Consider the following 21788-nt stretch of genomic DNA (forward strand, 5'->3'; position numbering starts at 1 on the left):
CGAGGCACTGAGGCCTCGCGTTTTTGCTTTAATCGATCAGATGATACTTTTCAGAAAGTACATGCGCCAGATGTTTAAACATGTTGAACACGGCTGTGCTCTTTGGCGTGGGTAAACCTTGCTCGTCTAAAAAGTAATCGCCACTGAACACCAACACCCCATTTCGCTGGGTCACACCGGTGGCAACAATGCCGGCCAGCGTATCTTCATGCTCACGAATGATTTTGTTGGCTTCAATCAGCAGCGTTTCGCGATCGATAGGTTGTGTCTCTTTGCGCATTTTTTACTCCTTAAACAAGGACATTAGTCTACGCCGACCGACTCTTTTGGGCAAATATTCCCTGAGCGTGTACAGGGGTTTGTCAACCTTTGCTGACTGGCAGGATTTGGTTTTGCATGCTAATAAAGTTGCGTAACGAATTTTATCAGGTACAGTGTGACGCTTTCGTCAACCAGGCAACAGATTTGCTTGACATTCGACCGAAATTCCGTCGTGCTATAGCGCCTCTGTGCGAAAAAACCTGTTAACTCAGTCACCTGGCTATTTTGTGTACAGAGTCAGTACAAGGGGTTGATATCCGCAGACGCAGGGACCATATCCGTGGCTCGTCGCCAGTGGATGGTGTATCAACGTGCGACGCATTCCTGGAAGAATCAAATTAGGTAAAGGTGAATATGGGTAAAGCTCTTGTCATCGTTGAGTCCCCGGCAAAAGCCAAAACGATCAACAAGTATCTGGGTAATGACTACGTGGTTAAGTCCAGCGTTGGTCATATCCGTGATTTGCCGACCAGTGGCTCAGCAGCTAAAAAGAGCGCCGACTCTACCTCCACCAAAACGGCTAAAAAGCCCAAAAAGGATGAACGTGGCGCGCTCGTCAACCGTATGGGTGTTGACCCGTGGCACAACTGGGACGCGCACTATGAGGTGCTGCCCGGTAAAGAGAAGGTCGTCTCTGAACTGAAACAACTGGCTGAAAAAGCCGACCACATCTATCTCGCAACCGACCTTGACCGCGAAGGGGAAGCCATTGCATGGCACCTGCGGGAAGTGATCGGGGGTGATGACACGCGTTACAGTCGCGTGGTGTTTAACGAAATTACCAAGAATGCGATTCGTCAGGCATTTGAAAAGCCGGGCGAACTGAACATTGATCGGGTTAACGCTCAGCAGGCGCGTCGCTTTATGGATCGCGTGGTGGGCTATATGGTCTCGCCGCTGTTGTGGAAAAAGATTGCTCGCGGGCTGTCAGCCGGTCGCGTCCAGTCCGTGGCTGTGCGTCTGGTCGTTGAGCGTGAACGTGAAATTAAAGCGTTTGTGCCAGAAGAGTTTTGGGAAATTGATGCCAATACCACCACGTCTTCCGGTGATGCGCTGCCTTTGCAGGTGACCCATCAGAACGACAAGCCGTTCCGTCCGGAGAGCCGCGAGCAGACGCTTGCAGCGGTAAGTTTGCTGGAGAAAGCGCGCTACAGCGTTCTGGAGCGTGAAGACAAGCCGACCAGCAGCAAGCCTGGTGCACCGTTTATCACCTCTACACTGCAACAGGCCGCCAGCACGCGTCTCGGTTTTGGTGTGAAAAAAACCATGATGATGGCGCAGCGTTTGTACGAAGCGGGCTACATCACCTATATGCGTACCGACTCGACCAACCTGAGTCAGGATGCTGTGAACATGGTTCGCGGTTACATCGGTGACAATTTCGGTAAAAAATACCTGCCTGAAAGTCCGAATCAGTACGCCAGTAAAGAAAACTCACAGGAAGCGCACGAAGCGATTCGTCCTTCCGACGTCTCGGTGCTGGCAGAAACGCTCAAGGATATGGAAGCTGATGCGCAGAAACTGTATCAACTGATCTGGCGTCAGTTTGTCGCCTGCCAGATGACCCCGGCGCAGTACGACTCTACGACGCTGACCGTGGGCGCAGGCGATTTCCGTCTGAAGGCGCGCGGCCGTATTTTGCGCTTCGACGGCTGGACGAAAGTGATGCCGGCGTTGCGTAAAGGTGATGAAGACCGGACGCTGCCGGCGGTAAATAAAGGCGATGAGCTGTCTCTGGTTGAACTGACCCCGGCTCAGCACTTCACCAAGCCGCCGGCGCGCTTCAGCGAAGCCTCGCTGGTGAAAGAGCTGGAAAAACGCGGAATTGGCCGTCCGTCGACCTATGCGTCGATCATCTCGACCATTCAGGATCGTGGCTACGTGCGGGTGGAAAACCGTCGCTTCTATGCGGAAAAAATGGGTGAGATTGTCACCGACCGCCTGGAAGAGAATTTCCGCGAGCTGATGAACTACGATTTCACCGCACAGATGGAAAACAGCCTCGACCAGGTCGCGAATCATGAAACCGAGTGGAAAGGCGTGCTCGATAACTTTTTCAGCGATTTTACTCAGCAACTGGATAAAGCGGAGAAAGATCCGGAAGAGGGCGGGATGCGCCCGAACCAGATGGTGTTGACCAGCATCGACTGCCCAACCTGCGGACGCAAAATGGGAATTCGTACCGCCAGTACCGGCGTGTTCCTTGGCTGCTCTGGTTACGCGTTGTCGCCAAAAGAGCGCTGCAAAACCACTATCAACCTGGTGCCGGAAAACGAAGTCCTGAACGTGCTGGAAGGTGATGACGCGGAAACCAACGCCCTGCGCGCCAAACGTCGTTGTCAGAAGTGCGGTACGGCGATGGACAGCTACCTGATCGATCCGAAGCGCAAGCTGCATGTTTGTGGTAATAACCCGACCTGCGACGGCTATGAGATCGAAGAAGGTGAATTCCGTATCAAAGGGTATGACGGCCCGATCGTCGAGTGCGAAAAATGTGGTTCTGAGATGCACCTGAAAATGGGGCGTTTCGGCAAGTACATGGCGTGCACCAACGACGAGTGTAAAAACACGCGTAAGATCCTGCGTAACGGTGACGTCGCGCCGCCGAAAGAAGATCCGGTTCCACTGCCCGAGTTGCCGTGTGAAAAATCGGATGCGTATTTCGTATTGCGTGATGGCGCTGCCGGGGTATTCCTGGCCGCTAATACTTTCCCGAAATCCCGAGAGACGCGCGCGCCGCTGGTGGAAGAACTGTTCCGCTTCCGTGACCGTCTACCAGAGAAACTGCGTTATCTGGCCGATGCGCCGCAGCAGGATCCGGAAGGTAATAAAACGCTGGTGCGTTTTAGCCGTAAGACCAAACAGCAGTATGTTGCCGCTGAAAAAGACGGGAAGGCGACCGGTTGGTCCGCTTTCTTTGTTGACGGCAAATGGGTCGAAGGCAAGAAGTAACTGCCTACGGTTCTGTCTTTCTCAAAAGGGTCGCGTAAGCGACCCTTTTTTTGTCTTTATAGCGGGCTTATTATTTTTTAATCGCCGCTATACAGCCGGGTTATTAATGATATAGTGGTTATAGTTAACGGCTTTTTTATTATTAAATCGTATTAGCAGCGCATCATTGCTGCTCTGAAACGATGACCTGATGGCGCTAATCTGGATGGTTTAACATGAAATTACAGCAGCTTCGCTACATTGTTGAGGTGGTGAATCACAACCTTAACGTCTCCTCCACTGCGGAAGGCCTTTATACCTCACAACCAGGAATCAGCAAGCAGGTCCGTATGCTGGAAGATGAACTTGGTATCCAGATTTTTGCCCGTAGCGGTAAGCATCTGACCCAGGTGACGCCGGCAGGTCAGGAGATTATCCGCATTGCCCGCGAAGTGCTCTCCAAAGTGGATGCGATAAAGTCGGTTGCCGGTGAGCATACCTGGCCGGATAAAGGCTCTCTCTATATTGCGACGACGCACACCCAGGCGCGTTATGCGCTACCGAATGTGATTAAAGGTTTTATTGAGCGCTATCCGCGCGTGTCGTTGCATATGCACCAGGGGTCGCCCACGCAGATTGCCGAGGCGGTTTCAAAAGGTAATGCGGATTTTGCCATCGCTACCGAGGCACTGCATCTGTATGACGATCTGGTCATGCTGCCATGCTATCACTGGAATCGCTCGATTGTGGTGACGCCCGAGCATCCGCTGGCCAATAAAGCGTCGGTGACGATTGAAGAGCTGGCACAGTATCCACTGGTGACGTACACCTTTGGCTTTACGGGGCGTTCTGAACTGGATACCGCGTTTAACCGCGCAGGTTTGACGCCACGTATTGTCTTCACGGCGACCGACGCGGATGTGATCAAAACCTACGTGCGTTTAGGCTTAGGTGTGGGTGTGATTGCCAGCATGGCCGTCGATCCGTTGTCTGACCCGGATCTGGTTCGCGTAGATGCACACGATATTTTCAGCCACAGCACGACGAAGATCGGTTTTCGTCGCAGCACCTTCCTGCGCAGTTACATGTATGATTTCATTCAACGTTTCGCGCCGCATTTGACGCGTGACGTAGTGGATACCGCCGTGGCGTTACGCTCGAATGAAGAAATTGAAGAGATGTTTAAAGATATAAAATTACCTGAAAAGTAATCGTCACTGAAAACGGTCGGTATCTTTTGTCCGCCGGGGATACCGAACGTTTTAATTAAGTCGCCATTGGTTTTATTAAGGCTGGCGTAATAATAATATCCGTATAACAATTATGGATAATCAGCCATAAAGTAGTGTCTTATTCCCCGCCTCGCAAATTTCCCATTCCAAATATTTATTTTCGATCAAAAGATTGATTTATTCACTGGAAACGATTCGTAAATTCACTGGATTTTTGACTAAAGTTTCATTAGGATTTGTCTCATCTGGTGATTAATTGTACCGATTGTTGGTGCTTAAATGATAAGTGATATCGATTGTATGAGGTTAGCAATGCCGTCTGAAAACCAGGAACCACGTCGGGACCCTGAGATGAAACGCAAGGCATGGCTTGCGGTTTTCCTGGGCTCAGCGCTGTTTTGGGTCGTGATTGCACTGTTGATCTGGAATGCCTGGGGGTAAAAATGGGGGTTCACGACTCACAACAGACGTCGTTACCCACATGTCACTCTGGTGACACGGTGCGAGAAGCGAAAAAAGGCGCGTGCGTGTTAACTGTTCCCGAATCCTGGAAGCTGACTCAGCAACAGAAAGAATTTATCGAACTGTTCGAAGAAGACGAACAACAGAAACAATAATCGTCACCATTCTTATTACCGTTCCTTTTGTTGCGATAGATTATCGCAGTACGCTTTTACCTATACACCGCAGCAATAAAGCGTTGAGAAAGTCTCAACACAATGTATTAAACAAAACGGGTATAGCCGATGATGACTGCAAATATGAAATACTGGTCCTGGATGGGCGCATTTTCCGTCTCGCTGCTTTTTTGGGCTGAATTGCTCTGGATCATGATGAATTAATCTCAAACCTCGCTACGGCGAGGTTTTCGTTTTCACTCCCTCATACACCACGTGTTTGTCCTTCCCTGGGCACACATTGTTCGGTTTCTCCTCTTTTATCAATTTGGGTTGTTATCAAAACGTTACAGTCTGTTTGTGTTATCTTTAATATTCACCCTGAGGAGAATCAGGGCATCGCAACCCTGTCATTAAGGAGGAGCTATGTCGTCAACCCTACGAGAAGCCAGTAAGGACACACTACAGGCCAAAGACAAAACCTACCACTATTACAGTCTGCCGCTGGCTGCAAAATCTCTGGGCGATATCACCCGTCTGCCCAAATCACTGAAAGTTTTACTGGAAAACCTGTTGCGCTGGCAGGACGGTGATTCCGTTACGCATGAGGATATCCAGGCGCTGGCAGGGTGGCTTAAAAACGCCCATGCCGATCGCGAAATCGCTTATCGTCCGGCACGCGTGTTAATGCAGGACTTTACCGGCGTCCCGGCGGTGGTGGATCTCGCTGCAATGCGTGAAGCAGTAAAACGCCTGGGCGGCGATACTGCGAAAGTCAATCCTCTCTCGCCGGTGGATCTGGTGATTGACCACTCTGTTACCGTTGACCATTTTGGTGATGACGAAGCGTTTGAGGAGAACGTGCGCCTTGAAATGGAACGTAACCATGAACGCTATGTATTTCTGAAATGGGGGCAACAGGCTTTCAGTCGATTCAGCGTTGTGCCGCCAGGAACCGGTATCTGCCACCAGGTAAACCTGGAGTACCTCGGCAAGGCGGTATGGAGCGAATTGCAGGACGGTGAATGGGTTGCTTATCCGGACACGCTGGTCGGCACGGATTCACACACCACCATGATTAACGGCCTTGGCGTTCTCGGCTGGGGCGTGGGCGGTATCGAAGCTGAAGCGGCAATGTTGGGACAGCCTGTCTCAATGCTGATCCCGGATGTGGTGGGTTTCAAACTGACCGGAAAACTGCGTGAGGGGATCACCGCAACGGATCTTGTATTAACCGTCACCCAGATGCTGCGCAAGCACGGTGTGGTCGGTAAATTTGTCGAATTTTATGGCGACGGACTGGATTCCCTGCCGCTGGCAGACCGTGCCACCATCGCCAATATGGCGCCGGAGTATGGCGCGACCTGCGGCTTCTTCCCGATCGACAGCGTGACGCTGGACTACATGCGTTTGAGCGGACGCAGTGAAGATCAAATCGATCTGGTTGAAAAATACGCTAAAGTACAGGGCATGTGGCGCAATCCCGGCGATGAACCGGTCTTCACCAGCACCCTGGCGCTGGATATGAATGATGTGGAGGCGAGCCTCGCAGGACCGAAACGTCCCCAGGATCGCGTCGCACTGGGCGATGTGCCGAAAGCCTTTGCCGCCAGCAGCGAACTGGAACTGAATACTGCGCAGAAAGACCGTCAGCCGGTAGAATATGTGCTGAACGGGCAGTCCTGTCAGCTCCCTGACGGGGCGGTGGTGATCTCGGCCATCACTTCCTGTACCAACACTTCTAACCCCAGCGTGCTAATGGCGGCTGGCCTGCTGGCGAAAAAAGCCGTTACGCTGGGACTGAAGCGTCAGCCGTGGGTGAAAGCCTCGCTGGCGCCGGGGTCGAAAGTGGTGTCAGATTATCTGGCAAAGGCGAAACTGACGCCGTATCTTGATGAACTGGGTTTTAACCTGGTGGGATATGGCTGTACGACCTGTATTGGTAACTCAGGACCGCTACCGGAGCCTATCGAAACCGCGATTAAGAAGGGCGATCTGACCGTAGGCGCGGTGCTGTCGGGCAACCGTAACTTTGAAGGCCGTATTCACCCGCTGGTGAAAACCAACTGGCTGGCGTCACCGCCGTTGGTCGTTGCCTACGCGCTCGCGGGCAATATGAACATCAATCTTGAGAAAGATCCGCTCGGTCACGATCGTAAAGGCGACCCGGTTTATCTGAAAGATATCTGGCCGTCAGCGCAGGAAATTGCCCGCGCCGTCGCTCTGGTCTCTTCAGAAATGTTCAACAAAGAATATGCGGAAGTGTTCGAAGGGACGCCGGAGTGGAAAGCGATCAATGTTGACCGCTCAGACACCTACGGCTGGCAAAATGACTCAACCTACATTCGCCTGTCGCCGTTCTTTGACGAGATGCAGGCGCAGCCAGCACCAGTGACCGATATTCACGGTGCGCGCATTCTGGCGATGCTGGGGGATTCGGTAACCACTGACCATATTTCGCCAGCCGGAAGTATTAAAGCCGACAGTCCCGCAGGGCGATATCTGCAAAATCACGGCGTGGAACGCAAGGACTTTAACTCTTATGGTTCACGGCGTGGGAACCATGAGGTGATGATGCGTGGGACGTTTGCCAACATCCGTATCCGCAACGAAATGGTGCCGGGAGTGGAAGGCGGGATGACGCGATATCTGCCTGGCACTGAGGTGTTGTCTATCTATGATGCGGCTATGCACTATAAGCAGGCGAATATCCCGCTGGCGGTGATTGCCGGCAAAGAGTACGGGTCGGGTTCCAGCCGTGACTGGGCGGCGAAAGGGCCGCGATTGCTGGGGATTCGCGTCGTCATTGCGGAGTCGTTTGAACGTATCCACCGCTCCAACCTGATAGGGATGGGGATCCTGCCACTGGAGTTCCCACAGGGCGTGACGCGCAAAACGCTGGGCCTGACCGGGGAAGAGGCGATCGACATTGTCGATCTGCAAAAACTGAAACCTGGCATGACGGTGGCGGTGACGTTAACACGGGCTGACGGGAGCAAAGAGGTGGTGCAGTGCCGCTGTCGCATCGATACCGCGACCGAGTTAACTTACTACCAGAACGACGGTATTTTGCATTACGTCATTCGTAATATGCTGAAGTAATAGTAAAAAAAGCCTGCATGACATGATGCAGGCTTTTTCAACGCAGTGCTTACTTACTCAACAAATGGCCCATCTTGGCCGCTTTGGTATCCAGATAATGTTCATTATTGGGATTACGGCCCACAATCAGCGGAACCCGCTCCACGATATTGATCCCCGCTTCAGTGAGAATCTCGACTTTCTTCGGGTTATTAGTGAGCAGACGCACTTCGTCAACGCCCAGCAGTTTGAACATATCCGCGCAGAGGGTGAAATCACGTTCATCCGCGGCAAACCCTAACTGGTGATTAGCCTCTACGGTGTCATAGCCCTGGTCCTGCAACGCGTAGGCGCGAATTTTATTGAGCAGGCCGATATTGCGTCCTTCCTGACGATGATAAAGCAGAATACCGCGTCCTTCTTCCGCGATATGTGTCAGGGCGGCTTCCAGCTGAAAACCACAGTCGCAGCGCAGGCTGAACAGGGCATCGCCCGTCAGACATTCTGAATGGACACGGGCCAGAACCGGCGTCTGACCTGAAATATCACCATACACTAACGCGACGTGATCGTGCCCGGTTGCCAGTTCTTCAAATCCCACCATCAGGAAATCGCCCCATGGGGTTGGCAGTTTGGCTTCTGCCACTCGTTTAAGCTGCATGTGTTTCTCCAGATATTGCCGGCACGCGATGTTGTGCCGTTGCCTGTTGGCTTATCTTCTTATTTTGCCATAAGGCGACGGACTTCACCTAATCGCTGCCGTGCAATCATCATGCGAATGGCACAAATCTGTCAATTTCCCCGGACAGGAGATTTTTCGGTTATGATTGTGACACTTAACCGTCAAAGAGGTGTTCATGCTGTCGATTGCAAAGCGTACTGTGGCAGGTGCGGGGTTATTGCTTATTATGCCTGTTGCCGTGTGGGTATCCGGCTGGCGCTGGCAACCGGGTCAGGACACCGGATGGCTAAAAGCGATGTACTGGATAACCGAAACGGTCACTCAGCCGTGGGGCATCATCACACATGTCATTCTCTGTGGCTGGTTCTTCTGGTGCTTACGCTTTCGTCTTAAAGCGGCGGTAATGCTGTTCACCATCCTGGCGGGCGCGATCCTGATAGGTCAGGGTGTCAAATCGTGGGTTAAAGAGCGGGTTCAGGAACCACGTCCTTTCGTGATATGGCTGGAAAAAACGCATCATATTCCGGTTGATGAGTTCTACACTTTAAAGCGTAAGGAGCGCAGCGATCTGGTGAAGGAACAACTTGCCACCCAGCAGGCTATTCCGCACTTCTTACGTCAGCACTGGCAAAAAGAGACCGGGTTTGCGTTTCCGTCTGGTCACACGATGTTTGCGGCAAGCTGGGCGCTGCTCGCCGTCGGCTTATTGTGGCCGCGCCGCCGGACGGTGACGATTGCTATTTTGCTGGTATGGGCGGTCGCCGTTATGGGTAGTCGTTTGCTGCTCGGTATGCACTGGCCACGCGATCTGGTGGTCGCGACGCTGATTTCATGGGCGCTGGTGACGCTGGCGACCTGGCTTACACAGCGGTTCTGTGGGCCACTCACGCCGCCGCCAGAAGAACGACAGGAGATTGCTGAGCGTGACAAAACCGCTGACCAGGGTTGATTTTACCCGGTTTGCCCTTAAATCATCCGGTAGCCGACTGCTTTCCCATTTCGCAGACGCCGTGAAAATGGTAATTTAAAAGGCTAAATGCGGTAAGTTGAACACGATTTATTCGCTTAAACCACATAACGGGAAGTAATGTGAAATATTTACTCATTTTCTTACTGGTGTTGGCGATATTTGTTATCTCCGTAACATTGGGTGCGCAGAACGATCAACAGGTTACCTTTAATTACCTGTTGGCTCAGGGGGAGTATCGTATCTCAACCCTGCTGGCCGTGTTGTTCGCTGCGGGTTTCGCCATTGGTTGGTTGATCTGCGGTCTTTTCTGGCTGCGGGTTCGTGTTTCTCTGGTGCGTGCTGAGCGTAAAATTAAACGACTGGAAAACCAGCTCTCGCCTGCGACAGACGTTGTGGTGACGTCTGGTACGTCGGTCGCGAAGGAATAATCATTTATGCTGGAGTTGTTGTTTCTGCTTTTACCTGTTGCTGCCGCCTATGGCTGGTATATGGGTCGCAGAAGTGCGCAACAAACAAAACAGGATGAAGCTAACCGTCTTTCCCGCGATTACGTCGCGGGGGTTAACTTCCTCCTGAGCAACCAACAAGATAAAGCGGTGGATCTGTTCCTTGATATGTTAAAAGAGGACACGGGCACCGTTGAGGCTCATCTCACCCTCGGAAATCTGTTCCGTTCTCGTGGCGAAGTTGACCGCGCCATCCGTATTCACCAGACCCTCATGGAAAGCGCCTCGCTGACTTATGAACAGCGACTGCTGGCGGTTCAGCAGCTAGGCCGTGATTACATGGCTGCCGGGCTGTATGACCGGGCAGAGGATATGTTCAACCAGCTTACCGATGAAACGGAATTTCGCGTAGGCGCGTTGCAGCAACTGTTGCAGATCTATCAGGCGACCAGCGACTGGCAAAAGGCCATTGAGGTTGCTGAACGACTGGTCAAACTGGGTAAAGATAAACAGCGTATCGAAATCGCCCATTTTTACTGCGAACTGGCGTTGCAGCAGATGGGCAGTGACGACATGGATCGCGCAATGACGCTGCTGAAAAAAGGGGCGGCGGCGGATAAAAACAGCGCCAGGGTCTCTATCATGATGGGCCGCGTGTGGATGGCGAAGGGGGATTACGCGAAGGCCGTTGAATCTCTCCAGCGGGTGATTTACCAGGATAAAGAACTGGTCAGCGAAACGCTGGAAATGCTCCAGACCTGCTATCAACAACTAGGTAAACATGATGAATGGGCAGAATTTCTGCGTCGTGCGGTAGAAGAAAATACCGGCGCGGCCGCAGAGTTGATGCTGGCCGATATTCTTGAAGCCCGCGAAGGAACGGAGACCGCGCAGGTGTATATTACCCGTCAGCTCCAGCGTCATCCGACGATGCGCGTTTTCCATAAGCTGATGGATTATCACCTTAACGAAGCCGAAGAAGGCCGGGCGAAAGAGAGCCTGATGGTGCTGCGTGATATGGTGGGTGAGCAGGTGCGCAGCAAGCCGCGCTACCGTTGCTCTAAATGTGGTTTTACCGCTTATACCCTGTACTGGCACTGTCCTTCCTGCCGTGCGTGGTCAACGATTAAGCCCATTCGCGGACTTGATGGATTGTAATTTTTAAAAAAACTCACTTTAGTTACAACATACTAATGGTTTTATTTACTACTACACATGAACATCGGTGCCACATCGCCTGGCAGAGGTGTAATCGCGTCTGTTAATTTTTGCGCCTGACAGGTAGAATGCACGCCGTTTACCCATTTGCCCCCTTAGCAAGAAGGCCTGGTTATGACGTTAACTGCTTCCTCTTCCCCCCGCGTTGCTATCGATTCTCCCATCGTCGTTGCTCTCGATTATAATAACCGTGATAGCGCCCTGGCGTTTGTCGACCGCATTGATCCGCGTGATTGCCGTCTGAAAGTTGGCAAAGAGATGTTCACGCTGTTCGGACCTCAGCTGGTTCGCGATCTTCAGCAGCGTGGCTTTGATATCTTTCTTGATTTGAAATTCCATGATATCCCGAACACCGCGGCTCATGCGGTGGCTGCCGCAGCGGATCTTGGCGTCTGGATGGTCAACGTCCACGCGTCGGGAGGGGCGAGAATGATGGCCGCCGCCCGTGAAGCGCTGGTGCCGTTTGGTAAGGATGCGCCGTTGTTAATCGCCGTCACCGTGTTGACCAGTATGGAAGCCAGCGATCTGGCAGATATCGGTGTGACACTGTCACCTGCTGAACACGCCGAGCGCCTGGCAGCTTTGACGCAAAAATGTGGTCTGGATGGCGTGGTCTGTTCAGCTCAGGAAGCGGTTCGCTTTAAGCAGGCGTTTGGCCGTGATTTCAAACTGGTTACGCCCGGTATCCGTCCGCAGGGTAGCGCAGCGGGCGATCAGCGACGAATTATGACCCCTGAGCAGGCGCTGGCAGCAGGTGTTGATTATATGGTCATCGGACGTCCGGTGACGCAGTCTGACGATCCGGCCCAGACGCTGAAGACCATCAATGCGTCACTGAAGCGGGAGGCGTAATGAGCGATTCCAACAGCCGTCTGGTTTATTCGACGGAAAGTGGGCGGATTGATGAGCCGAAGGCCGCGACAGAACGTCCTAAGGGCGACGGGATTGTCCGTATCCAGCGCCAGACCAGCGGGCGTAAGGGGAAGGGCGTGTGCCTGATTACCGGTATTGATATGGATGACGGCGAGCTCAGCAAACTGGCTGCGGAACTGAAGAAAAAATGTGGCTGCGGTGGGGCAGTCAAAGACGGCGTAATTGAAATTCAGGGCGACAAGCGCGATCTAATTAAATCGCTGCTGGAAGCTAAAGGCCTTAAAGTGAAACTGGCCGGCGGTTAACGAAAAAGCCACGATATAAATATCGTGGCTTTCATGTTTACTGCTAAATAAACTGTGTAGTGCAGACCAGAAAAAATAATCGTATTATTATATCGAGCCGGACAACCGTAGATTATTTACGATTATTTACCTACCTGGTGGCCGATAATACCACCGACAGCGGCACCACCCAGCGTACCCAGTGTGCTACCATCCGTTAAGACAGCACCACCTAATGCACCAGCACCCGCACCAATAGCGGTATTACGGTCACGTTTAGACCAGTTAGAACAGGCGCTCAGAGACATTGCCAGGGCAATCGCCAGCACGGCGGCGGTCATTTTTTTGCTCGTTACAAACATAATACTTTCTCCTGAATTAACGATTCACGAAAGCACGCTCTCTTTAACTATAGTTAAAATATCGATCATTAAAGAAGGCATCCGTGAAACCTTAGTGCGCAGGGTAATATCACGCAGGTGATAGTCACTTCCTGTTATATCGCTAATAGTAATTTTACGACTTTCCTCTGTGAACAACAGGTAAATAGTCTTAATTAGGGAGTCAGAATAGTCTCAGAGCGCAAATGATCTGCGATGCGCAAATCATTTGCGGATATTTTATTCAGCGTCGACGATATTAACGGTCAGACCACGTTGTTCCATCAGCGCGCGGTCGCTGGCGCTGATTCTGGCATCGGTGATCACACGACTGAACCGCTCGATAGGGCCAAGCGTGTACGGATGGAGTGCGCCGAATTTTGAACTGTCGGTCAGCACGATGGCTTCCGATCCTTTCTCCAGAACAGCATTGACCACATCAGCGCGCATCATATCGCGACCCGTGAAGCCGGTTTCGCTCTGCCAGCCATCAATACCGATAAACGCCTTGCTGAAATGCACCTGCTGGATAAACTGGCGGGTAAGCGGTCCCACCATGCTTTCGCTTTTTTTCTGATAAATACCGCCGAGCAGGATCACTTCGCAGGGCGTCTCTTTCAGCAGGTGCGCAATGTAACTGCTGACTGTAATGATGGTGATGTCTTTCTGCTCCGCCAGCGTTCTTGCCAACAGGGCGTTGCTGCTGCCATTTTCAATGAACACCGACTCGCCAGGGTTGACCAGCGATGCCGCGAATTCGGCAAGCTGACGCTTCAGGGTGTAGTTGGTCATCATCCTGGTTTCCACGTCTTCACTATCGAGTGAAACGGCGAAACCGTGCGCACGGCGCAGAAAGCTCTGCTTCTCGAGGGTATTCAGATCCTGTCGAATGGTCACTTCAGAAACGCCAGTGATTTTAGCCAGTTCAGAGACGCTCATCTGGCCTTTATCAATGACCATTTGCAAAATTTTTTGTTGTCGGGAGTTCATATCGTTCGTTTTTATAGCGGTAGTTGTACCGCGAGATTAAACACATACGGCGGCGTGCTATCCAGGACACACCGCGTGCGAAAAATTAGATCTCCCAGGGTGTCCGGGGATTGTTCGCCGATGATACAGCGTCATCCTGCACCTTACTCAACAATTCCGCCTTCAGGATTTCGAGATTATGGATGGCGGAGTGGACATCACCGGCCACCAGGATATCAAGCACGGTATCAATACGCTCGGCAACCCGTTTAGCATCGATATCAGACATGGGGGGATCCTTGGTCAAAGTAAGAAAGAATTTAATGATGCAAAAATTGACGGCAAAAGAGAAGGGAAAATTCAGCCAGCCCTGTACCTTTGGGGAATATTATATTCCGCGATTACATACAGATAGGTAGAGGGCGAAAAGGGAAATTTTCCGTTTCGCCCGGATGATCATTTGCTGGCTTATCGCTTTTTCCTGTTGAGATAACGTTTGTACCAGCGCTCAAACACCGCTGCAGGCATCGGTTTAGCAAATAGAAAACCCTGCCGCTCATTAACGCCGTTTTTCGTCAGAAAAGCATCCTCTTTGGCGCTCTCCACACCTTCGGCGATCACCTGTAGGTTCAACGCCTGCGCTACGGCGACGATGGCCCGCACCATTGATTGCGACACTGATTTTTTGTGAATGTCGCGCACGAAAATTTGGTCCAGTTTGATGGCATCGATTGGGAAACGGGTCAGTTGCGAGAGCGAGGAATAACCGGTGCCAAAGTCATCCAGGTGAACCTGAGCACCAAGCTGGCTAAACTGTTGAATGACGGACAGCGCGAGCGCTTCGTTCTCAATCAGGCAACTTTCCGTCAGTTCGACATCGATAGGACAATATTCAAAATTGAGCTCGTGCAGGACGCGCTTCAGGTCAGTGAAAATGGTCTGGTCAGCCAGTTGCCGGGCAGAGATGTTAACCGCCACTCGCAGGTTGATGCCTTTATCACGCCATTTCGCGACCTGGCGTACCACGTCGAGGATCACCCAGCGACCAAGCGGCACAATCAGCCCGGACTCTTCGGCGTACGAGATGAACTCCAGCGGTGGAATAAGCCCGCGTTCAGGGGACTGCCAGCGTACCAGTGCCTCAAGGCCGCGAACGTCACCCCGCCAGGTGACTTTTGGCTGATAGTGAATCAGCAACTGATCGTTCTCCAGTGCTTTGCGCAGGTTGGTGTCCAGCCACAGGTATTCGAATACCCGATCGTTCATCTCCGGCGAGAAGACACAGAACTGCCCGCGTCCGCCTTCTTTGGCGGTGTACATTGCGGTATCGGCATTGCGGATCAGGTTGCCGCTATCCTCACCGTGCTGAGGCGCCATCGCGATACCCACAGAACAACCCGTGTAGACTTCTATCAGGCCGATACGAAAGGGCTGGCGTAATCGGGTGAGGATCCGCGAGGCGACAGCCTCAAGCGAGCTCTGGGACGTCTGACTGGCCAGTACAATAAACTCATCACCACCAAGCCGCGCCAGCAGTTGATCCTCTTCCAGACAGCTCAGGAGCGCTAACGACACGGCCTGCAAAAGCTGGTCGCCAAACATATGGCCATAGGCGTCGTTCACCTTTTTGAAGTTATCAAGGTCGAGATAAACAATGCCGACCTGGCTGTCGCCTGCCTGCTCGATGGCCTCATTGATCAGCTCATGGATAGCGTTGCGGTTTGGCAGGCCGGTGATGGTGTCGGTATTTGCCAGGACGCGTAACCGCTCCTGCGCGCGCCGCTCTTCAGTGATGTCCGTACCGGAACAGATCAGGTAGATTTCGTTCTTCCCACTGCCGCTGTGGACAAATTTATTGCGGAACAGGAACAGGCGCTGTCCTTTACGGGTTTTTACCCAGCGTTCAACTTCATACGAATTACCGTTGCGAAATAAACCGCTGATGTTACGACGTGAGGCGGCAGCCTCCCGGCGGCTCATAAAGAGTTTAAATACGCTCTGCCCAATCACTTCCTGCTCTTTCAACCCGGTATACTCTTCACACAGACGATTGAAGCGTTGAATGTTACCCCGGCTGTCGAGGATCACAATCGCAGAGTTAGCTTCCGTCACCACCTGTTCAGCGAACGACAGTCCTTTAACCAGATCGCGCGCCACGGAAGGGGTATCGTGCCAGGCCGACGCGCTGCCAGCCCATTCATGCTTGTTAATTTTGCGGCCCACCAGATGCACCGGGACATCGTTGTCTTCAAAAGGGAGCGTCATCATCAGACTGGAGGTGATGACCGTCATTTCGCGGATTCGTTCGGCTTGCTCGGGGGAAAGTTCAACGCTCTCCGCCCGGTCGGTCGCTTCGGTGACGGACAAATGCAGGGTGTTGGAATCTTCTGACAAACGCCAGTAAGGCGTGTGAGTACCCAGAAAGTTATACAACGTTGCGGACTCCAGAATGTCTTTCATAAGGAACTCCCTCCCGTGTAATGCTCTGACAACCCTTAATGGAAGGGATCGCTACCGTTCAGTCAAACTCATGCTGCTGAACATCTTGTTTTGTTTATGTATTTATTTGTAATTCAGAATCAGGAAAAAGCCCAGGCGAGGTTGAAAATATATCCGCCTGACAGTCAGAGTGTAGTGAGAGAATGGCGATTATGGGAAAGAAAACGGCCTTTCCTGAAAAGAAAAGACCGTTACAGTGAGGGGGCGTCAGGCGGCAGGGCGAGCGATGATGCTGCGCGTTTCCATCCGTACTTCGGCGATGGTGACATCAATCACATCCGTCACTTTATAGACGGTTTCACCTTTGATCTGGATGGTGCCGCTCTCCTGACTGCAAACCAGTTCGTCGCGAACCGCATGCAGGAACGGTGCTGGGATAAAGGCAACCGCGCCGTTATCCACCAGGCGTACCCGCATCCCACCACGGCTAACATCAATGATTTCCGCTGCGAAACGGGTATCCGTACCGACTTTATCGTTCAGGAAGCGGGCATACAACCAGTCGCCGACATCGCGCTCCGCCATGCGGTTCAGGCGACGGCGTTCGGCCATCTGCACGGTGATCTCTTGCTGTGGACGATTAATGCTTTCACCTTTAATGACCGCTTTCAGCAGGCGATGGTTGATCATATCCCCATACTTACGAATCGGCGAGGTCCAGGTGGCGTAAGCCTCCAGGCCCAGGCCAAAATGCGGGCCCGGTTCAATGCTGATTTCCGCAAAGGACTGGAAACGACGAATGCGGCTGTCGAGGAAGCCCGACGGCTGCGCATCCAGTTCACGACGCAGTTTGCAGAAGCCTTCGAGGGTCAGGACTTCTTCGGCGTTGACATGCATCCCATGGGATTGCAGCAGCGCGGCCAGCGCATCAGCATTGGCCGGATCAAAGCCCATGTGAACGTTGTAAATGCCAAAGCCGAGTTTGTCGCGCAGTATGCGTGCAGCGCAGATGTTGGCGGCAATCATTGACTCTTCGACAATCCGGTTCGCGATCCGCCGCGGTTCCGCAACGATATCGAGCACTTCGCCTTTTTCGCCGAGAATAAAACGGTAGTCAGGGCGATCTTTAAATACCAGCGCATGATGGTGACGCCACTCGCCACGGCTCAGGCAGATACGTTGTAGCAGACGAATCTGCTGGGCGATTGCTTCGCTCTCAGGCTGCCAGCTGCCGCTGTTTTCCAGCCAGTCAGAGACATTGTCGTAAGCCAGCTTGGCTTTTGACTCAATCGTCGCGGCGAAAAACGTGATGTCATCTTCAATGGTGCCATCCGCGGTAATGGTCATGCGACAGGCGAGCACCGGGCGTACTTCATTGGCACGCAGTGAACAGAGGTCGTCAGACAGTTCGCGTGGCAACATTGGAATGTTGAAACCCGGCAGATAGTTGGTAAACGCCCTGATTTTCGCAGCGTTATCCAGTTTGCTGCCTTCGGCGATCCAGGCTGTTGGATCGGCAATCGCCACGGTCAGTTGCAATTTGCCATCTGCCAGTTCTTCGGCATACAGTGCATCGTCCATATCTTCCGTACTGGCACTGTCGATAGTGACAAAATTCAGTGCGGTAAGATCCTGGCGCTCCAGTCCTTCATCCAGCATTTCTGTCGCCACGCCGTCCGGCGCTTCTTTTTCAAGATTGTGACGCGCCAGGGTGACCCACCACGGTACGAAGTGGTCGTCAGCGAAAGTGATGAACTGAGTTAATTCGGCGTAGAAGGTGCGATCGCCTTTAAGCGGATGACGGCGCATTTCAGCAACGGCCCAGTCACCCTCTTTAAATTCATGCTCCACACCGCGTGCAGCGCGGCAGGGAATGGCGTCTTTCAACAGCGGGTGATCCGGCACAATGGACAGGCGATCGTTCTTACCCTGCACCTTACCGACAAAGCGGGTCAGGAACGGTTCAACCAGCTCTTCCGGCTCCGCGGATTCACGATCTTTTTCCGTGTGGATGACGGCGATGATACGGTCGCCATGCATCACTTTTTTCATCTGCGGTGGTGGAATGAAATAACTTTTTTGCGCATCGACTTCCAGGAAGCCAAAGCCTTTTTCCGTGGCTTTTACCACCCCTTCGGCACGTGGCGTCTGGGAATGCAGTTGCTGTTTAAGCTGCGCTAGCAGCGGGTTGTCCTGAAACATATTTGTCTATTTTCGTGGCCATAAGAGCGGCTGACAGTTTTACGCGAAAGTACCTGATGCGGCAAGCGCTCTTTATGGCAATGAAAGGGTTAATATGTCTCGCCCAGGGCGATTTTCAGACGATTCAGCCATCCGCATAACCCTGACCAGGCCAGCAGGTTGATAGCCTGTTCAGCGGAGGCACTGGACTCGCTGAGAGGGATGAACTGCGCGGCACTGAAACGATCGGGCGCGCGCGTTAACAGCTGTATCGCCTGGAACAGCGGGCGCTCAACCGATTGTTGTCGTTCCCGGCGTTCTATTTCGTGTTCACTCTGGCGCAGTAAGTCGGCGATGTCCGAGGACTCCGCCTGCTGGTTAAAACAGCTTGCACTGCCGTTAATTCGTGACGTCAGCAGCGTGGTGAAACGGTGCGCAGGGGACTCAATGGACAATGTGCTTTTAAGGAGGGTGCCAAGCAGGGTAAGTAGCGTCGGTTGATGAACCAGATTAGGCGCGATGTGCTGAAGGGCGGCGAGCGGCTGATAACACGACAGGCACTCCCTCTGTTCCGCCGTTGCATAGCGCAGTTCAACCTGTTCGTGCGCCGAGTGCCAGACCGTGTCGGACTGCTGGAACAGAGAGGCATCGGCGAATGACTGCATGTCCAGCCCCGGCATCCAGCGTACCGGTTGTCCAAGCCATGCCTGAAACGTGGCGATGACGCGCGCCTGAAAACCGATATAGCCAATGATTTGGTTCATCAATGCGATATCCCAGGCGGAGAGACCAACGTCGTATAAATGCTGGCGAGCGCGGTTATCAATTACCGAGGGTGAACTGGCAAGCTGGCGAGCGTACTGAGTAATCTGTGCCAGACGGTGATTACTCTCACGTGACGAATCCGGGCCGGGAAGCGGCGTCAGGCGGGCGGCATAGTGGTTGCAAAGCCGCTGCACGCCATACACCTGGGCGACCGTTAACGCGGTACTCATGCGTTCATAGGCGCTAAAGGTATGCAGGCGGTTCAGTAACACGGCATCAGGGAATAATTCGTGAGCAAGCAGGCGGGCCGGTTGCAGCCAGGACTGAAAGGGTAAAAGCGACGCTTCGGGGATTACCAAATCCAGCAAAAATCGGTCATCAACGTGTGCGGCTTCCGGTACCAGCGGCAATACGTCCTGCGGTCCGGTACTGGATTGCGTTTCATGATACCAGTGGCTTTTACCGCTGAATCGGCGTTGTTCCATGGGCGTTCCTTGGTCTGTATGTGGCGACCCGGACACGTCGTCAATTCACGCCGGATCGTTTTCGCTGCTTAATCCTGGCGTAAGCGGGGAAGGGACGAAAGATTGTTGCGTGATAACAAAGATCGAAAAGCTATATTGCGGGGTAAACGAGAGAGTATGGGCGGCAGAGCGCCGCCCATATAGAAAGTCGGAATGATTATTTCAGTTCCAGTTCGTTCATTGCAGCGATGCTGAAACCGCCGTCAACGTGAACCACTTCACCAGAGATACCGCCGGACAGATCGGAGCACAGGAAGGCTGCAGAGTTACCCACATCTTCGATAGTCACAGTACGACGAATCGGGGTTACCGCTTCGCAGTGTGCCAGCATCTTACGGAAATCTTTAATGCCAGAAGCAGCCAGAGTACGGATTGGACCTGCAGAGATGGCGTTAACACGAACACCTTCCGGCCCCATCGCGTTCGCCATATAACGAACGTTCGCTTCCAGAGAGGCTTTTGCCAGACCCATCACATTGTAGTTCGGGATCGCACGCTCAGCGCCCAGGTAGGAGAGCGTCAGCAGGGCAGAGCCCGGATTCAGCATAGAACGGCAGGCTTTTGCCATCGCCACAAAGCTGTAGGAGCTGATATCGTGAGCGATTTTAAAGCCTTCGCGGGTGACTGCGTTCACGTAGTCGCCGTCCAGTTGATCGCCAGGGGCAAAACCGATTGAGTGAACGAAACCGTCAAATTTCGACCAGGTTTTGGCCAGTTCTGCAAACATCGTGTCGATGCTTTCATCTTCTGCGACATCGCACTGCAGAACGATGTTTGAACCCAGCTGAGCTGCAAATTCTTCCACGCGGCCTTTCAGTTTGTCGTTCTGGTAGGTGAATGCCAGTTCTGCGCCTTCGCGATGCATCGCCTGCGCGATACCCCAGGCGATGGACAGTTTGCTGGCAAGACCGGTCACCAGAATGCGCTTACCGGAAAGAAAACCCATAGCTTAAATCCTTATGTTATTGTTGTGGCGTCAGGCTGCGTTAAGGCGCCTGGCGTCGTTAAAACGCGGCGATTCTATCACGAGACGCCGGGAGAGTTAATCCGACCACTTCGGGAGACCCGTTATCGGTCTTTTCGCCAGGCATCTGCCGTTAATGCTTCACCGAAGTGACCGGCGATTAATCGCTTCGTCAGTTCATGCAGCGGGGAGGCTAACACATCTGCGGTACTGCCGCGCTCAACGACTTCCCCCTGGTGCATCACCAGCACCTGATCGCTAATGTGCTTCATCATGCCAAGATGCTGGGTGACGTAAATATAAGAGATACCCTGTTTCTCCTGCAATTCCAGCATCAGGTTGATTAACTGCGAGCGCATCGACATATCGAGCGACGCCAGCGCCTCATCGGCAATAATCACTTTCGGGCGCAGAATCATCGCACGGGCGAGTCCAAGTCGTTGTTTTTGCCCCGGTGCCAGCATATGCGGGTAATAGCTGACGTGATCGGGCAGCAGTCCTACCATGCGCATGGTTGCAATAATCTGTTTACGCCGCTGTTCCGGATCAAGTTCGGTATTCAGTCGCAATGGAAAATCGAGGATTTGCGAAATGCGCTGACGCGGGTTCAGTGAGGTCGACGGATCCTGGAAAATCATGCGGATACGCTGACTGCGAAACGAATAATCACCAAACTCAAGCGGATGATCGTCGATCAGCAGTTCGCCGCCGGTCGGCTCAACCATGCCTGCCAGCATTTTTGCCAGCGTCGATTTACCCGAACCGTTCTCGCCGATGATGGCCAGCGTCTGACGCTCGCGCAGCGTAAAGCTCAGCGGCTTTACAGCCTCTACCGTCTGGCGACGAAACCAGCCCGTGCGGTAGCGGAAGGTTTTACTCAGATTACGCACTTCAAGTAAGGTCTCGACCAT

The 21788-nt window shown here is 52.8% G+C and carries 20 protein-coding genes; 10 read left to right on the top strand and 10 right to left on the bottom strand.

Going from position 1 to position 21788, the window contains the following annotated elements:
• Positions 1-28 precede the first annotated feature (28 nt).
• Positions 29-280, bottom strand: a complete 252-nt coding sequence (locus KE671_RS14210; RefSeq protein ID WP_042318668.1) for a YciN family protein — start codon at positions 278-280, stop codon at positions 29-31.
• 395 nt (positions 281-675) lie between these two features.
• Here KE671_RS14210 and topA point away from each other — a divergent pair, with 395 nt between their 5' ends.
• From topA to acnA, 5 genes are all read left to right on the top strand, one after another.
• Entirely contained in the window at positions 676-3273 is a 2598-nt protein-coding gene (gene topA / locus KE671_RS14215; RefSeq protein WP_206163455.1) for a type I DNA topoisomerase, read from the top strand.
• Positions 3274-3488: 215 nt separating this feature from the next.
• On the top strand, positions 3489-4463 hold the full coding sequence (gene cysB / locus KE671_RS14220; RefSeq protein ID WP_206163456.1) for an HTH-type transcriptional regulator CysB: 975 nt from the start codon (positions 3489-3491) through the stop codon (positions 4461-4463).
• Positions 4464-4784: 321 nt separating this feature from the next.
• Positions 4785-4925, top strand: coding sequence for a YmiA family putative membrane protein (locus KE671_RS14225; RefSeq protein ID WP_212807457.1), 141 nt, complete (start codon positions 4785-4787; stop codon positions 4923-4925).
• A gap of 305 nt (positions 4926-5230) precedes the next feature.
• Positions 5231-5326: a small membrane protein YmiC gene (gene ymiC, locus KE671_RS22825; RefSeq protein ID WP_241029869.1), complete on the top strand. Its 96-nt coding sequence runs from the start codon at positions 5231-5233 to the stop codon at positions 5324-5326.
• 201 nt (positions 5327-5527) lie between these two features.
• The gene (acnA, locus tag KE671_RS14230) at positions 5528-8203 is read left to right on the top strand and encodes an aconitate hydratase AcnA (RefSeq protein ID WP_206163457.1); all 2676 of its coding nucleotides are present in this window, start codon (positions 5528-5530) and stop codon (positions 8201-8203) included.
• Between the two features lie 49 nt (positions 8204-8252).
• On the opposite strand, the gene ribA is transcribed toward acnA, so the two are convergent.
• Positions 8253-8843: a GTP cyclohydrolase II gene (gene ribA, locus KE671_RS14235; protein ID WP_044257729.1), complete on the bottom strand. Its 591-nt coding sequence runs from the start codon at positions 8841-8843 to the stop codon at positions 8253-8255.
• 196 nt (positions 8844-9039) lie between these two features.
• Between ribA and pgpB the strand changes: the two genes are divergently transcribed.
• From pgpB to yciH, 5 genes are all read left to right on the top strand, one after another.
• The gene (gene pgpB, locus KE671_RS14240; RefSeq protein ID WP_206163458.1) at positions 9040-9813 is read left to right on the top strand and encodes a phosphatidylglycerophosphatase B; all 774 of its coding nucleotides are present in this window, start codon (positions 9040-9042) and stop codon (positions 9811-9813) included.
• A 140-nt stretch (positions 9814-9953) separates the two neighbouring features.
• A complete protein-coding gene (locus tag KE671_RS14245; RefSeq protein WP_042318731.1) occupies positions 9954-10262 on the top strand; it encodes a LapA family protein in 309 nt (102 codons plus the stop codon).
• Positions 10263-10268: 6 nt separating this feature from the next.
• Positions 10269-11438, top strand: a complete 1170-nt coding sequence (gene lapB, locus KE671_RS14250; RefSeq protein ID WP_206163459.1) for a lipopolysaccharide assembly protein LapB — start codon at positions 10269-10271, stop codon at positions 11436-11438.
• 174 nt (positions 11439-11612) lie between these two features.
• Complete coding sequence (pyrF, locus tag KE671_RS14255) at positions 11613-12350, top strand: orotidine-5'-phosphate decarboxylase (RefSeq protein WP_206163460.1); 738 nt, start codon at positions 11613-11615, stop codon at positions 12348-12350.
• A complete protein-coding gene (gene yciH, locus KE671_RS14260) occupies positions 12350-12676 on the top strand; it encodes a stress response translation initiation inhibitor YciH (RefSeq protein WP_206163461.1) in 327 nt (108 codons plus the stop codon). Before pyrF ends, yciH begins: the two co-directional genes overlap by 1 nt.
• 122 nt (positions 12677-12798) lie before the next feature.
• On the opposite strand, the gene osmB is transcribed toward yciH, so the two are convergent.
• The 8 genes from osmB to sapF all read right to left on the bottom strand — a co-directional run bounded on the left by osmB (position 12799) and on the right by sapF (position 21788).
• Positions 12799-13017 carry an osmotically-inducible lipoprotein OsmB gene (gene osmB / locus KE671_RS14265; RefSeq protein WP_042318738.1) on the bottom strand — a complete coding sequence of 73 codons (219 nt, stop codon included), beginning with the start codon at positions 13015-13017 and terminating at the stop codon, positions 12799-12801.
• Between the two features lie 258 nt (positions 13018-13275).
• Complete coding sequence (locus tag KE671_RS14270; protein WP_206163462.1) at positions 13276-14025, bottom strand: DNA-binding transcriptional regulator YciT; 750 nt, start codon at positions 14023-14025, stop codon at positions 13276-13278.
• 85 nt (positions 14026-14110) lie between these two features.
• Positions 14111-14293 carry a YciZ family protein gene (locus KE671_RS14275; RefSeq protein ID WP_206163463.1) on the bottom strand — a complete coding sequence of 61 codons (183 nt, stop codon included), beginning with the start codon at positions 14291-14293 and terminating at the stop codon, positions 14111-14113.
• Between the two features lie 179 nt (positions 14294-14472).
• Positions 14473-16464 carry a cyclic di-GMP phosphodiesterase gene (gene pdeR / locus KE671_RS14280; protein ID WP_206163464.1) on the bottom strand — a complete coding sequence of 664 codons (1992 nt, stop codon included), beginning with the start codon at positions 16462-16464 and terminating at the stop codon, positions 14473-14475.
• Positions 16465-16710: 246 nt separating this feature from the next.
• A complete protein-coding gene (locus KE671_RS14285; protein WP_206163465.1) occupies positions 16711-18645 on the bottom strand; it encodes an exoribonuclease II in 1935 nt (644 codons plus the stop codon).
• A gap of 89 nt (positions 18646-18734) precedes the next feature.
• Complete coding sequence (locus tag KE671_RS14290) at positions 18735-19874, bottom strand: carboxymuconolactone decarboxylase family protein (RefSeq protein ID WP_206163466.1); 1140 nt, start codon at positions 19872-19874, stop codon at positions 18735-18737.
• A gap of 196 nt (positions 19875-20070) precedes the next feature.
• Positions 20071-20859, bottom strand: a complete 789-nt coding sequence (gene fabI, locus KE671_RS14295; protein ID WP_206163467.1) for an enoyl-ACP reductase FabI — start codon at positions 20857-20859, stop codon at positions 20071-20073.
• A 122-nt stretch (positions 20860-20981) separates the two neighbouring features.
• Entirely contained in the window at positions 20982-21788 is an 807-nt protein-coding gene (gene sapF / locus KE671_RS14300; RefSeq protein WP_206163468.1) for a putrescine export ABC transporter ATP-binding protein SapF, read from the bottom strand.

The sequence above is a fragment of the Citrobacter amalonaticus genome (assembly GCF_018252635.1).
GTDB classification, from domain to species: domain Bacteria; phylum Pseudomonadota; class Gammaproteobacteria; order Enterobacterales; family Enterobacteriaceae; genus Citrobacter_A; species Citrobacter_A amalonaticus_E.